The sequence below is a fragment of the Variovorax boronicumulans genome (genome assembly GCF_030812215.1).
GTDB lineage: Bacteria > Pseudomonadota > Gammaproteobacteria > Burkholderiales > Burkholderiaceae_C > Variovorax > Variovorax boronicumulans_C.
This window is the reverse complement of sequence record NZ_JAUSSG010000014.1, coordinates 18,706-31,788: the sequence shown is the minus strand read 5'-3', so window position 1 is coordinate 31,788 and position 13,083 is coordinate 18,706. Positions and strand designations below refer to the sequence as shown.

Annotated in this window: 13 protein-coding genes; 5 read left to right on the top strand and 8 right to left on the bottom strand. The window is 66.6% G+C overall.

Annotated features, from left to right (window positions below):
* The first annotated feature begins 34 nt into the window (after window positions 1-34).
* Window positions 35-4,051, top strand: coding sequence for an autotransporter outer membrane beta-barrel domain-containing protein (locus J2W23_RS28925; RefSeq protein WP_307651197.1), 4,017 nt, complete (start codon window positions 35-37; stop codon window positions 4,049-4,051).
* Between the two features lie 226 nt (window positions 4,052-4,277).
* Here J2W23_RS28925 and J2W23_RS28920 read toward each other — a convergent pair whose 3' ends face one another.
* Together J2W23_RS28920 and J2W23_RS28915 are read right to left on the bottom strand one after the other, a co-directional pair.
* Window positions 4,278-4,508 (bottom strand): hypothetical protein, encoded by a 231-nt coding sequence (locus tag J2W23_RS28920; RefSeq protein ID WP_176656991.1) that lies wholly within the window; start codon window positions 4,506-4,508, stop codon window positions 4,278-4,280.
* A gap of 338 nt (window positions 4,509-4,846) precedes the next feature.
* Window positions 4,847-5,248 carry a hypothetical protein gene (locus tag J2W23_RS28915; RefSeq protein WP_307651196.1) on the bottom strand — a complete coding sequence of 134 codons (402 nt, stop codon included), beginning with the start codon at window positions 5,246-5,248 and terminating at the stop codon, window positions 4,847-4,849.
* A gap of 553 nt (window positions 5,249-5,801) precedes the next feature.
* On the opposite strand from J2W23_RS28915, the gene J2W23_RS28910 reads away from it, so the two are divergent.
* On the top strand, window positions 5,802-5,954 hold the full coding sequence (locus tag J2W23_RS28910) for a hypothetical protein (protein ID WP_176656993.1): 153 nt from the start codon (window positions 5,802-5,804) through the stop codon (window positions 5,952-5,954).
* Here the strand turns inward: J2W23_RS28910 and J2W23_RS28905 are convergent.
* Genes J2W23_RS28905 through J2W23_RS28895 form a run of 3 tightly spaced genes read right to left on the bottom strand, consistent with a single transcriptional unit; the run spans window position 5,947 to window position 6,671 of the window.
* Complete coding sequence (locus J2W23_RS28905; protein WP_307651195.1) at window positions 5,947-6,228, bottom strand: hypothetical protein; 282 nt, start codon at window positions 6,226-6,228, stop codon at window positions 5,947-5,949. The two genes, J2W23_RS28910 and J2W23_RS28905, sit on opposite strands and share 8 nt — an antisense overlap.
* 6 nt (window positions 6,229-6,234) lie before the next feature.
* The gene (locus tag J2W23_RS28900) at window positions 6,235-6,492 is read right to left on the bottom strand and encodes a hypothetical protein (protein ID WP_307651194.1); all 258 of its coding nucleotides are present in this window, start codon (window positions 6,490-6,492) and stop codon (window positions 6,235-6,237) included.
* On the bottom strand, window positions 6,492-6,671 hold the full coding sequence (locus tag J2W23_RS28895; protein ID WP_307651193.1) for a DUF3606 domain-containing protein: 180 nt from the start codon (window positions 6,669-6,671) through the stop codon (window positions 6,492-6,494). The genes J2W23_RS28900 and J2W23_RS28895 overlap by 1 nt, the downstream gene beginning before the upstream one ends.
* Before the next feature lie 529 nt (window positions 6,672-7,200).
* Here J2W23_RS28895 and J2W23_RS28890 point away from each other — a divergent pair.
* On the top strand, window positions 7,201-7,764 hold the full coding sequence (locus tag J2W23_RS28890) for a hypothetical protein (RefSeq protein WP_307651192.1): 564 nt from the start codon (window positions 7,201-7,203) through the stop codon (window positions 7,762-7,764).
* A 5-nt stretch (window positions 7,765-7,769) separates the two neighbouring features.
* Window positions 7,770-9,101, top strand: coding sequence for an NRAMP family divalent metal transporter (locus tag J2W23_RS28885; protein WP_307651191.1), 1,332 nt, complete (start codon window positions 7,770-7,772; stop codon window positions 9,099-9,101).
* 286 nt (window positions 9,102-9,387) lie between these two features.
* Here J2W23_RS28885 and J2W23_RS28880 read toward each other — a convergent pair whose 3' ends face one another.
* The 3 genes from J2W23_RS28880 to J2W23_RS28870 are packed head-to-tail and all read right to left on the bottom strand — an operon-like array spanning window position 9,388 to window position 10,848.
* On the bottom strand, window positions 9,388-9,894 hold the full coding sequence (locus J2W23_RS28880; RefSeq protein ID WP_307651190.1) for an SDR family NAD(P)-dependent oxidoreductase: 507 nt from the start codon (window positions 9,892-9,894) through the stop codon (window positions 9,388-9,390).
* A gap of 39 nt (window positions 9,895-9,933) precedes the next feature.
* Complete coding sequence (locus J2W23_RS28875) at window positions 9,934-10,569, bottom strand: isochorismatase family cysteine hydrolase (RefSeq protein WP_307651189.1); 636 nt, start codon at window positions 10,567-10,569, stop codon at window positions 9,934-9,936.
* An 18-nt stretch (window positions 10,570-10,587) separates the two neighbouring features.
* On the bottom strand, window positions 10,588-10,848 hold the full coding sequence (locus tag J2W23_RS28870; protein WP_307651188.1) for a hypothetical protein: 261 nt from the start codon (window positions 10,846-10,848) through the stop codon (window positions 10,588-10,590).
* 534 nt (window positions 10,849-11,382) lie between these two features.
* Here J2W23_RS28870 and J2W23_RS28865 point away from each other — a divergent pair.
* Complete coding sequence (locus tag J2W23_RS28865) at window positions 11,383-13,062, top strand: DUF7151 family protein (RefSeq protein ID WP_307651187.1); 1,680 nt, start codon at window positions 11,383-11,385, stop codon at window positions 13,060-13,062.
* Window positions 13,063-13,083 lie beyond the last annotated feature (21 nt).

Here is a 13,083-nt window from a genome sequence, read left to right as displayed (position 1 = left end):
CGCCCGTTTTGCCCTTTTGTTGAGGATCGTCGGAATGAACCGTACTTATCGCGTGGTATGGAACGGCGTGCTGGGTGTCTGGCAGGCCGTGTCGGAGCTTGTTGCATCGCCTGCGCGGCGCTCGACAGTCGAAGGAAGCCGCAAAGCGAAGCGGCTCGCGGCGGCCGCGTGCCTGCTCACGCTGGTCGCCATGTCCGGCGGTGCCTGGGCTCAGGCCGCGGGCGGCGAGACCTTCGTCGGCCTTGGCGGCACAGGCGGCCGGGGCGGCGCGGGCAACGGCAGCGGCGGCGGCGGCGGCCGCCTCGGTGAGTTCACTGAGTCCAACGGCCTGGCTCCGTCGGGCGGCACGGGGGGCAATGGCGGCATCGGCGGCGGCGGGCTTGGCGGAACGGGCGGTGCCGTGGGGGCGACCAGCGTGGCCGGCTCGGTCACGGGGGGGTCGGGAACCGACGGCACGCCCGATGGGGATCCGGTCTACGGCGGTGGCGCCGGCGGTGGCGGCGGTGCTGCCGTGTACACATCCGACACGGGCATCACCGTGTCGGGCAGCACCACCCTGCGGGGCGGCAATGGCGGTGCCGGCAGCGTCGCGCGGCTGGCCGGCGGCGGTGGCGGTGGCGGCGCGGGCCTGCAGTCCACGGCGGCCGGCGTCAACCTGAACAATGCGGGGCAGACGAGCGGCGGCAACGGCGGCGCGGGTGGTGTCGGCCAATGGGCCGGCGGTGGCGGTGGTGGCGGCGACGGCATCGTGCTGCAAGGCGGCGGCGCGACCGTCGTCAACAGCGGCGCATCCGTCGGCGGTGCCGGAGGCATCGGCACCGTCAGCGGCGGGTTCACCGGGACGTCGTCATTCGGCGGCGAGGGCGGCGCGGGCCTCGCGCTGGAGTCCAGCAACAACTTGGTTTCCAACACCGGCTCGCTGACGGGTGGCGCGGGTGGTGCCGGCGGCATCGCCGTGCGCTTCGGCGTGGGTGGTGCGGCGCTGCGCGTTCGGGGCGACTCGAACACCATCGTCAACACGGGGACGCTGACGGCCGGCATGGGCGGCAACGGTGCCACGCGCGGCGACGCAGTACGGATCACCGGCAGCGACAACCGGCTCGAACTGCGTGCCGGCTCCTCGATCACCGGCCTGCTGAGGGTGGTTTCCGGCACCGGCAACGTGCTGGGGCTGGCGGGCGACACGACCGACGGGACCACTTCGCTCGACGCCGCCACCTACAGCGGCTTCGCGCGCTACGAAAAGACCGGTGCCAGCACCTGGACGCTGACCGGCATCAACACCGGCCTGACGCCCTGGTCCGTGCGCGGCGGCGCGCTCTCCATCGCCGATGATCGCGCGCTCGGCAATTCGAGCGGTGGGCTCACGCTCGACGGCGGCGCGCTGAACGTCACCGGCGACACCACCGCCACCCGCACGGTCGCACTGGGCCCGGGAGGCGGCACCTTCGATGTGAACCTGGTCCGCACGCTGACGCTGAACGGCGAAGTCTCGGGCGACGGAGCGCTCCTGAAGACCGGCCAAGGCACGCTGGTGCTGGGCGCGGCCAATTCGTACACGGGCGGCACCTCGGTGGCAGCGGGCAGCCTGCATGCGCTGGCGACCGGCGCCCTCGGCACCGGGCCGGTGTCGGTGGCCGGCAACGCCTCGCTGCTTTTCGGCGGCAATGCCGACGCAGGCGGATTGACGATCACTGCCGCCGAGCGCGGTCCCCTGCCGACGGACAACGCCGGCTTCGTGCAGTTCGGCGGCAGCAGCTCGGCGGGGAATGCCCGCCTCGTGATGAACAGGGATGCGTCGGCCGAGTTCAGGGACAACGCGTCCGCCGGCAACGCCGTCATCGAAAACCGCGGCGGACTGACGAACATCGTGTCCAACGCCACGGCCGGCAGCGCGCGCATCACCAACTTCTCCGGCGGCCAGATCAATCTGCTGGACGACGCCAGTGCGGGCCAGGCGACCTTCATGAACGAAAGCGGCGGCCTGATCGACATCTTCGACCGCGCGACCGCCGACCAGGCCACCGTGGTCAACACCGCGGGCGGACGCCTGCGCATCCGTTCGCTGACGGCGGCGGGAATCTCTATCGGCTCGCTGTCCGGCGCGGGGGATGTGATCCTCGGCGCCAAGACGCTGAGCACGGGCGGACTCAACGGCGACACCGAAGTCTCGGGCGTGATTTCGGGCACCGGCGGCTCGCTGGTGAAGGTGGGCACAGGCACGCTCACGCTCTCGGGCGCGAACACCTACACGGGCGGCACCGCGCTGCGACAAGGGCGCCTGAACCTCGGCAACAGCCAGGCGCTGGGCACCGGCACGCTGTCGATGGACGATGACACCACCCTGGGCTTCAGCGCCGACGGGCTGACGATCGCCAACGCGATCCAGCTCACGGGCACCACTGATCCGGTCATCGACACCGGCGCCTTCAACGCGACCCTGAGCGGCGCGATCAGCGGCGGCGGCTTCATCACGAAGGAGGGCGCGGGCACGCTGACGCTGTCTGGCGCCAACGACTACACCGGCACCACCAACGTCGCGCAGGGCTCGCTCAAGGCGGGCGCGGTCAATACCTTCAGCGCGGCCTCCGCCCACAGCGTGGCTTCGGGCGCCACGCTGGACCTCGCGGGCTTCAGCCAGACAGTGGCCTCGCTGGCCAACAGCGGTACCGTCTCGCTCGTGGGCGCAACCGCGGGCACCACGCTCACGGTCACGGGCGCCTACGTCGGCAACAACGGCGTGCTCAGGCTGGGCACCGTGCTCAACGGCACGGGACCGTCCGACCGCCTGGTGCTCGACGGCGCTACGGCATCCGCAAGCGGCCGGACCACGGTGCAGATCGCCAACCTCGGCGGCCTGGGGGCGCTCACCAGCGGCAACGGCATCGAGGTGGTCACCGCGAGCAACGGTGCCACCACCACGGCCCAGACCACCAAGGACGCGTTCAGCCTTGCCAACGGCCATGTGGATGCGGGCGCCTACGAGTACCGCCTGTACGCCGCCGATGCCGGTGGTGCCGGCGAGAACTGGTACTTGCGCTCGAGCACCACCGTGTCGCCCGCCGCGCCCACGCCGGTGATCACCTACCGCGCCGAAGCCTCGCTCTATTCCGCGCTCCCCGGCCAGCTGCGCCAGGGCAGCCTCGCGATGCTCGGCGACCTGCGCAAGCGCGTGGGCGACGACGATGTGAAGGGCATCACGACCACCCCGACCGGCTCTGATCGCCGCGCCTGGGGCCGTGTTCTGTCCACCGACGTCGACATCCAGCAAGGCGGCGCGGTATCGCCCACCAGCAAGGGCCGCCTCACCGGCTTCCAGGCCGGCACCGACCTGCTGAACACGCCCAACTGGCGTGCGGGCATCTACGTCGGCCAGCTCGATGGCGACGCCAGCGTGCGCGGCTTCGCCAGTGGCATCCCAAACCTGGCCGTGGGCCGCAACGACCTGCGCAGCCAGTACGTGGGTGTGTATGGCACCTACACCAGCGACAGCGGTTTCTATGCCGATGTCATGGTGCAGTCGGGCCGCCATCGCTACGCCGTCGAGCCTCTGGCGAGCCTGGGCGTGAGCGGCAAGGGCAACAGCCTGCTAGGTTCCATCGAGGTGGGGCAGTCCTTCGCGCTGGGCGGCAGCGGCTGGCGCATCGAGCCGCAGCTGCAGCTGATCCATCAGCACATCGATCTGAACAACTCCGCCATCGTTGGCGCCGTCGTCCAGCCTCAGGCCGACAGCGGCTGGATCGCCCGCGCGGGCGTGCGGGTCAAGGGCGAGATCGCCACGGGCGTCGGCACGCTTCAGCCGTACGGCCGCTTCAACATCTACCGGACATCGAGCGGCGCGGACGTCGCCCGCTTCATGAACGGCGCGACCACCACCGACATCTCCGCGCCGACGGGCGGCACGAGCACCGAACTCGCGGGTGGCTTCACGCTCGCCCTGGGTCAGTCGACAAGCCTCTATGGCGAAATCGGCAAGCTGTGGGCGAGCGGCGGCGATGCTAAGGTCAAGAGCTCGATCAATGGGTCGCTGGGTCTTCGGGTGAAGTGGTGAGGCTCTGCAGTTGGGCGACCACAGCCGCCTGTCCTTCATGCAGATGTACCGTACATGGCGTACAGATCGACTCCCGTCTTCGATGACATGTGCCAAGTTGCGGGTTCAAAGTTCATGCTCGTCGGTTCAGATGACCGCTTTCCAATAGGGGGTGTTCTCGTGCCTGTAGTTATTGACGGTTGGGCCGCGGCGTCGGGATTGGGCATCAACGTACAGGCGCATGGCTTCAGCGCCCGCGCCAGAACCGCCACCAACGGGGGCGCGCGGCCCGCATCTCTAGTGGCCGCATGTCGAGGGTGTCGTAGTTGGTGAACGGCGCACCGGCACGCCTGCGCAATTCCGTCTCAAGTTCATGGGCGATCCCGCGAGCGTGAAGGTCTCCCTCGAGGGCCTTCCTGCGCCATCCGATCGCCATTGCACTCAGTGCCTCGTCGGGCAACTCTTGCTTTGTGGTCATACGTAAATCCTCCCGCGGCTGTTGAGTCGCTTGCGCATAGTCCAACGCATCAACGCGAGATCCGGGATCGGCTGTGTGTCAAAGCAAGCCGTCACAGGCGCATCTTTCTCGCGAGTAAATATTGAAGAGTGACAGCGGTTGGCATCGAGGCGATTCCCTGAGCGGCTTTTTTTTCTCCCTAGCCCCTACCAGCGCCGAACCACTGTCGAAAGGCAGTGTGCTTGGCCCAAGAGAAGTGGAAGTGAAGTCTGTGCGAGAGTTCCGTGAAACGATACCTGCCGTCTTGTTGTGAGCCACCCTTGATCAAGCTGAGCATGCGCACGAGTGCATGAAGGCGCTCAGGTCGGTCTCACATCGAAGTACGCTTCGTCGACATCTCCCAAATCGCGAAGGCCAGCAGTCCTGGCCGACTCGTAGGCCTTTGCCCAGCGCTTGGCCAGGGCGATTTCTTCCTTCGTCAACTCTGTCTCGCCCGACTCGCTCGCATTCTGAAACGCACGCAGGGCCGGCACTACCTCGCCACCGAGCTGTTTGTCCAACTCTCGTCGGAAGCGCTGCTCTGCGACCCTGATGGCATCGACTGCCGGATAGTCGAGAAGCCGTGCGATATAGGCGACTCGGGGCTCGGACTCGAGATCCTCGAAGACGAAGGGTGCATCGTCTTCGGGCTGCTCGTGAGGCGTGGTGTCGATCGGCACCTGGTGCACGGGTCGCGGGAAGAATAGTTCAGCTTGGTTCATGGTCGGTCAAAGATAAAAGCCACAAAACACTGATTAAATATACAGTAATATGCGGGCGCAGAAAACGTGCCAGCAGCCCTCTGGATCGCTGCCTGCGCGCACCGGCTACAGCTGCAGTGACACACGATCAACCCGCTTGAGCTAGGTGATGTCGCGCGTGACCTGTGGCGCGATGAGCGGCTTCGAGCGATGCCGCCAGACAAGGCCGCGGTGGACTGGTTGAAGCCGATTCCCGAGTTGGAATAGGTGGGGTAGATTGCGATTTTCAGCAAGCTACGTCGGCCAGCCCGCGGCGTTGAAAGGACGACCGTTTATGCCCATGGACTTTCTTCAACGTATCGAAGACGCCTCTTTTCCGCTCGCAGTCAAATCGGAGGACGAAATTCGGTGCACGGCGGTCCTCGCGGCTGCCGAACTTGTGCAAGCGGTACTGCCGCCTTCCAGCAGTGAAGGGGCAGACAAGCGAGTCGCGATCATCCTGAGAATCACCCCCCTCGGACGAGCAGAGTTAAATCGAATGCGAGAAGCTCGCGAGACGGATTGAGGGCAAGCCATGCGCACGCGCTATATCTTTCCTAAAGGCCGCGAGATCAAAGACTTTTGGCATGTCGATCGTAAAAAGCGCCCGACCGGAGGCTGGAAGAACCTGCTGACCGTGTTCCCGTTGTCGATGGCGACATTCAGCCGGCGCTCGCCGGTCAACTGAGGTTCGTGCCAAACCCGAAACCGAACGTGCTGCCCTTGGGCTTCTTCGCGGGTGCAGGGGCTTCGTCGCGCGGGCCAATGTCTAGGTCGTCGATCATCTGCTGCAGCACCAGCAGGCCGGTGGCCATCGCTTCCTTGTAACTGCCTACCCACGCCTCAGCGCGCTCGATTTGCGCCCACTGTGATGCGCCTTCGTCAGCCTCGGAGAGTACCCATGCGAACCATCCAGGCTCGGGCTCATCAACGTAGACCGCGATGCGGCGAAGCGGTGGCATTTGAGTTCACATCAACGGTATGCCGACAGGATTGGCATCTTCATCGTCGCCAGCGGATCTGGGGCCGATACGCTCATCTTCGGCGAGCTTTTCCAGCGTCCACATGCCCGCCTGCAATGCGTCGATCCACATGGCGAAGCCTTCTTCGGCTGACTGCAGTTCGACCCATTGGCTCACATCGTCGCCTTCTTCCATGAGCACCCAGTAGAAGTGCCCGGGATTCGGCTCGTCAACGTGGACAGAGATTCTTCGGATGTGGCTCATCAGCGCTTCCCGGCCAGGTACTCGCGCACTGCGCCGGCAGAATTGCCAACGGCCTTCGCGGCGTCGCTTAGCTGGGTTTCCGTGCACCTGAATGATTCCAGCCACGAGCGCACTTCGTGCTGTTCATGCATGGCGATCAGTTTCCGATCTAGTCCGGTCTTCTTCGTGTCGTCAGTCATTGGGGGGGCTTCTCCAGGTCAGCGCGCGGAACAGTCCGTCGCAAAAACCCAAGATGACAGGGCCGCGGGCTCTGAGCCATGCCGGTTTTCCGGCTTTTCCTGACAGCGTTTTTCCTACGCGCGGCTCGAGCGCAGGCGTGGACGCCCTCAGTGGTCACAGAGTCACTCTCGCTGCCGCCCACGTTGTCGACGCCGCCACTGGTGGCGGGACGGGTTTCGTCGCCTGAACCGTTTGCTGGTCTGTTGCTGAATTCAATCTCCTGGTCGTTCGGGTGCTGGGTCAGGGATGCAAGTTCGATGGAATGAATTCGCAGCCACGTAGGAGTACTTCAGCGTCGGGTGCATGCGCATGGAGCAGGAGCCGTTGCGAGACCCGTGCCAGGGTTGCCCCGTAGCCCCGGCTCGATGGAAGAGTAACGCGATTGGGACGACGAACTTTTGGTGTCGAAATCGCTGCGGCGTCCTACAAAAGAGCATGATTCGTCGCACTAGGTTGGAGCCCCTTGAAATCCAACCGGACGACAAACAGATGGCCGAGCAACCCCATGCGAGCACATCGCCTTCCGCTGCGCTCTTGCTCATGGCGCGGCCGGGCGATGGCGGTATACGCACGCGCGAGATCGCGATCCTCGTGGCCGACGGCCCGGAAGGCGCGTTCATTGGCAAGCTGATGACGGCGCCGGTGCAAGCAGGCGCGGTGCCGCGGCTGGTAGGCACGCGGCTGGGCACCTACACGGCGGCGGGCGGCGAAAAGCTGAAGGCCGAGTCCAGCATGGAGAACAACCCCTGGTTCCTCTTCGATGCGCCTGTGCTACCCGACGGCCTTGCGGCGGTGGAGGCGCTGGCCCCCGATGGCTATTCGATGAAGTTCGCGAAGGACCAGGACTTGCACTGGGAGACCATCCTCACGCTCGGCGCATCGCAGGCGCTGCTGGCCGAGGCCGGCATTCCGATGAGCCTGCCCGACGGCTCGGACGACCCGACCCCGATCCTCGCGGACGCTGGAAATGCGGACATGGCCGCGACCGACTTCATCGCCGCGGTCGGCATGCATCGCCGTCTGGCTCGCGACACCGATCCGCCGCGGGTGTAGGCGCCATGGAAAATCCGCCGGTGGTGAGAGGAATCGATGGCTCGGGCCCGCCCGGCGGAACGCAAGAGGCGCTGCCCGAAGACAAGCAAGGCTTCTGGCGCAAGCTCGGCCCTGGGCTGATCACCGGTGCGGCCGACGACGACCCGAGCGGCATCGCCACGTACACCCAGGCCGGCGCCAAGTTCGGCTACGGCATGGGCTGGGCACTGCTGGCGACCTATCCGCTGATGGTCGGCATCCAACTCGCGAGCGCGCGCATCGGGCGGACCACGGGGCGCGGACTGACCTCGGCCTTTGCCGCACTGTGGCCGCGGCCGGTGGTAGCGGCCGCGGTGATGTTGCTGCTGGTCGCCAACATCATCAATCTCGCGGCCGACCTGGGTGCGATGGCTGAAGTCACGCGGCTTGCCATCGGCGGGCCGGAGGCGCTGTACGCGTTGGCCTTCGGCGTGGTTTCGCTCGGCCTGCAGGCCTGGCTGCCGTACCGGCGCTATGTGCGCATTCTGAAATGGCTGACGCTTTCGCTGTTCGCCTATGTGGGCGTGGCGATGGTCGCGCGCGTGGACTGGAGGGAGGCGTTTTTCGGCGCGCTGTTGCCGCATGTGACATGGAACGCCGAGACGGTAAAGATGGTCGTCGCGATCCTCGGGACGACGATCAGCCCGTATCTTTTCTTCTGGCAGGCGGCGCAGGAGGTCGAGGAGATCGAGCGCGTCGAGAAAGATCAGCCGCTCAACAAGGCGCCGCGCCAGGCGGCCGCGCAACTGCGGCGGCTGCGGTTCGACACCTGGCTGGGCATGGGGTTTTCCAACGCCATCGCCTTCTTCATGATCGTGGCCGCGGCCGCCACGCTTCATGCGGATGGGCAACTGGATGTCGAATCGACCGCACAGGCGGCAGAGGCGCTGCGGCCTGTCGCGGGCGATGCGGCCTTCGTGCTGTTCGCACTCGGCATTCTCGGCACGGGCCTTCTGGCGCTGCCGGTGCTCGCCGGCTCGGCCGCGTACGCATGCGCCGAATTCCTGAAGGTGCGCCGCGGCCTGGAAAAACCGGTTGGTGCCGCGCCGGCGTTCTACGCGATCCTCGCCGCGGCCATGGCATGCGCCATGGGCATCAGCCTGATCGGCATCGACCCGATGAAGGCGCTAGTGTGGGCGGCGGTGATCAACTCGCTGATGTCGGTGCCCATCATGGTGGGCGTGATGCTCGCCGCCGGCAGCCGCAGTCTCATGGGCGCGCTGCGGTTGCCGCTGGGGTGGCGCGTGCTGGGCTGGGCGGCCACAGCTGCGATGGCTGTGGCGTCGGTCGCATTCGTCGTCACGAGCGTCCTCTCGTAGCTGCGCCGCCGGCGCGCCGTGCGGGAGTGTTCGCGCGCGCAGGTGCAGCGCCTTCCGACCGCGCGCCTTCAGAACCGGTGGCGCGCCTTCCTCTTTCAGGGAAGGCCCACAACGCCAGGAGGGCAGCATGACCAAGGAACCGAAAGAGCAGACGCCATTCCCTTCCTTACGTCGGAGAACCATGGCAAGCCGCCCGACCACGGAGAACCCGTCGAGCAGCCCGCTACGGGGCGCTGGACAGCGGCGTGAAGGAGTCTTCCCGCCAGCAAGCCGGTGTCTGTCACCGTTACCAAGGTGAAGCTGCCTTCGGCGGAGTGTAGACGTTGGTGCGGAAGGTGCGGTCGAACTCTTCCGTCGTGATCTCTGACAGATCCTTGTGCGCCATCTGGAAGGCCGCGTTGTTCACCAGGATCTCGAGCTTGCCGAAGCGCCCGATGGCAGTGGTCACCCGTTGCCTGCAGTGCAAATCCTCACGGATGTCGCCCGCCACAGCGATACAGGTGCGGCCTTTTTTCTCGATGAGTTGCTCGGTGCGCTGCGCGTCGGATTCCTCCTCGCCAAGGTACGAGATCAGCACGTCCGCGCCATCGCGCGCGTAGGCAAGTACCACGGCGCGGCCGATGCCGCTGTCTCCGCCGGTGATGAGCGCGGTCTTTCCGATGAGCTTTCCGGAGCCGACATAAGAGGATTCGCCGAAATCCGGCGGCGGGTTCATCTGCGATTCAAGCCCGGGCGGCGCCTGAGGCGGCGTGTCGAAGGGTGGTTGCGGACCGGATTGCATCGGATGTGTCATGGATTTCTCCAAACAAGGGAACAAGCAGGAACAGGGCGTTCAGGGGTTACGCTTCCGCGCGGCAGGCAGGCGGATGCGCGAGCCTGGGGTGGTCGCGATGCCGAAGACCGTGGCGCACTGTTCGAGCAGCATCGCGTGGCGCCGCGCCGTCTGCGTGGCGGTGCAGTCCTTCGGAAGCACCACCTCGAAGCCGCGCATGCGGGCATCGGTGGCCGTGCTCAGCACGCACTGGTCGCTCGCCACGCCTGTCACGATGAGCCGGCGTGTCTGCAGCGCGTCCAGCAGCTGCTCGAGCGGGGTGGCGACGAAGGCCGACTGCTGAGGTTTGAGCACGAAGTAGTCGTCATGGTCCGGCGCGAGGCTGGCAGTCACGGCCGGACCCTGGCCGCTCCCGGTCATGGAAAGGTCGACCAGCGCGCTGAAGTCGGAACGCCAGCGCCCGCGGTTGTCGTTGGCATAGATCACCGGCACACCCCTTGACTTACACCGCCGCTTCAGTGCGGCGATGGGCGAGGCGACCTCCACTGCCGCGAGCAGCAGCTTGTCGGCGTCGGGAAAATCCCAGCAGCTGATCATGTCAACGATGAGAAGGGCGGTTTCGCCATTGGCCGCCTCGACGGCCAGCGCGCCGCGCGGTGACGACGAACTGACGGAGAGGCGACGGGGCGCAGCCATGCCGAAAAACGGGATCGTTCAGCCCTGGCCGGGTTCGCGATTGGTCTGGGGCGTGAGATCCTCGGTCAGGCCGAAGGGCGCGGAGTCGTCGTGCTTCGTGGCCGTTACGTCCTTTTTCTTGTCCTGCATGCGTTCGCGTGGCGTGGGGCCTGCGACGTCTTCGCCAGCATTGGTCTCGCGCGCGGTGAAGGACCCGGCGCCGCCAATGTTGTCCACTCCGCCGCTGGTGGTGGGTCGGCTGCCGTCTCCAGTGCTGCCGACGCGGGTGTTGCTGCTCATTGCGTTCTCCTTGCCTTGGGATGAGAGGAAGTCAGCAAGGTCTAGAGTGCTCTCGGTGGCCACCTTCGCGAGCGAAGCAATTGCCGTTGCTCTGGGTCGGCGCTTTCTTACGCGGCGAATGGAGAAAGGAGGTTCAGTCAGGACCGCCGCTTGACGATGCTCAGCTTGCCGTCGCGCTCGAGTACTGCGCGCTCCGCAGTTCCAGGCTCGTGCCGCGCGTCCCTCCACCAGCTTCTGGGATTCCATTGCGCGGCATCAATTACTTACAATCCGTTGCGTTACGTTTCGCCGCGCAGCACAACTCGCGCCTCGTATATCCATTTGCACCCGCTCATGCCTTCGTCCAGACCCGCCTGCCACATCATTCGCAATGCCCGTCTAGCCGCAGGGCTGACCGCCTCTCTGGCACTGTTCGCCTGCGGCGGAGGTGGAGGTGGTGCGGGTAACCCGGCATTCTTCGTTCCCCCCGCGCAGCAGCCCGCCGCGCCGGCGCCCGCCGGCCCATCCAGCCCATCCGGCGAATCCACTGTGCTGATGCGCGTCAAGCCGGAGGCGGTCGGCGTCAACTGCACCTTGGGCGGCGCACGCGTCGAGGCCGGCCTGGACGCCGACAACAATCACGTGCTCGCGGACAGCGAAGTCACGTCCACCCAGTACATCTGCAACGCCACCGCTGCGGTGGATGGCCTCAGCACGCTGGTGCGCATGCGGGCCGAGCCCGCCGGCAGCAATTGCGCACATGGCGGCTCGCAGGTGCTGGCCGGCAAGGACCTGAACCGCAATGACGTCCTTGAGGATGCGGAGGTGACCAGCTCGGCCTACGTCTGCGGCGGTAAGCCGGGTGCGACAGGCGCTGCGGGGTCGAATGGCCGCGACAGCCTGCTCGCATTCGCCGCCGAAGCACCGGGCGGCACCTGCGCCTATGGCGGTCAACGGGTGCAGTCCGGGCTGGACCTGAACGCCAACGGCGTGCTCGATGCCGCAGAAGTCACGGCCACGGCCTACGTGTGCGCGGCCGCGCCAGCCGACACGCGCTGGGTCAGCGTCACCGCCTCGAGTGTCCAGACCGAGTCGAACACCGGCTATCAGGCGAATGCGAGCGCCGGCGTCACGCTGACGCTGCCGCCCGCGCCCACAGTGGGCGATTGGATCAAGGTGGTGGGGGTGGGCAGCGGCGGGTGGACCATCGCGCAGAACGCAGGGCAGCGAATCGAAACGCGCGGCCTGCCCGGCGGAACGGACTTGGACTGGCGCTCGGCGGCGCCCACCGGTAGCTGGAGCGGCCTGGCCTCGTCCGCCGATGCCACCCGTCTGTCGGCAGTGTCCACCAGCGGAGAGCTGTATACCTCGAGCGATTCCGGCGCGAACTGGGTCCTGCGCCTCACTGGACAGGTCTGGAGTGGCGTCGCTTCTTCCAGCGATGGACTTGCGCTGGTCGCCGTAACCAACGGCGGTGCGATTTTCCGCTCGACCGATGGCGGCGGCACGTGGTCCAACGACGGATCGTCCCGAGCCTGGAGCGCGGTGGCCAGTTCCGCCGACGGGTCGCGCCTGGTCGCGACTGCCTACCTCGGGCAGATCTGGACTTCGTCGGACGGCGGCAGCAGCTGGACGGCGCGTGATTCGAACCGCGCCTGGCGCGCCGTGGCCTCTTCGGCCGATGGCCGGGTTCTGGTGGCGGCCACCAATGGCGCCCAGCTGTATGTCTCGACAGACTATGGCGTGAGCTGGACCCCGCGCGCGAGCGGCCAGTTCTGGTGGTCAGCCGCGGCGTCGGCCGACGGCAGCATCCTGTACGCCACCGCGGACACGGGCGCCATCTGGGTTTCCACCGATTCGGGTACCACTTGGGGAGTGCAGAGCGTCAACCGGGACTGGCGAGGCATCGCCACGTCCGCCGACGGCCGCTACGTCGTGGCCGCCACCAGCGGCGGCCGCCTCTACGAGTCCAGCGACAGCGGCCAGATCTGGCGCGCGACCAGCGACGCCGGTGCCTGGACTGCGGTCGCGAGCAGCGCCGACGGCGTGAAGGTGGCCGTTGCCAAGGCGGGCTCAGTTATCCAACTCGGCACGCGCCGCACTTCGACCACCCTCGGGACGGCCGGGTCGATTTCCGGAGGGCCGCAGGACTCGCTGGAGTTGCAATACGTGGGAGGCGGCGTGTTCTTGCCCGTCGGCTATGTGTTGGCCAATGTGGCATTCGTCATTCGCTGAATCCGCTTCGAGGCTCCTCGC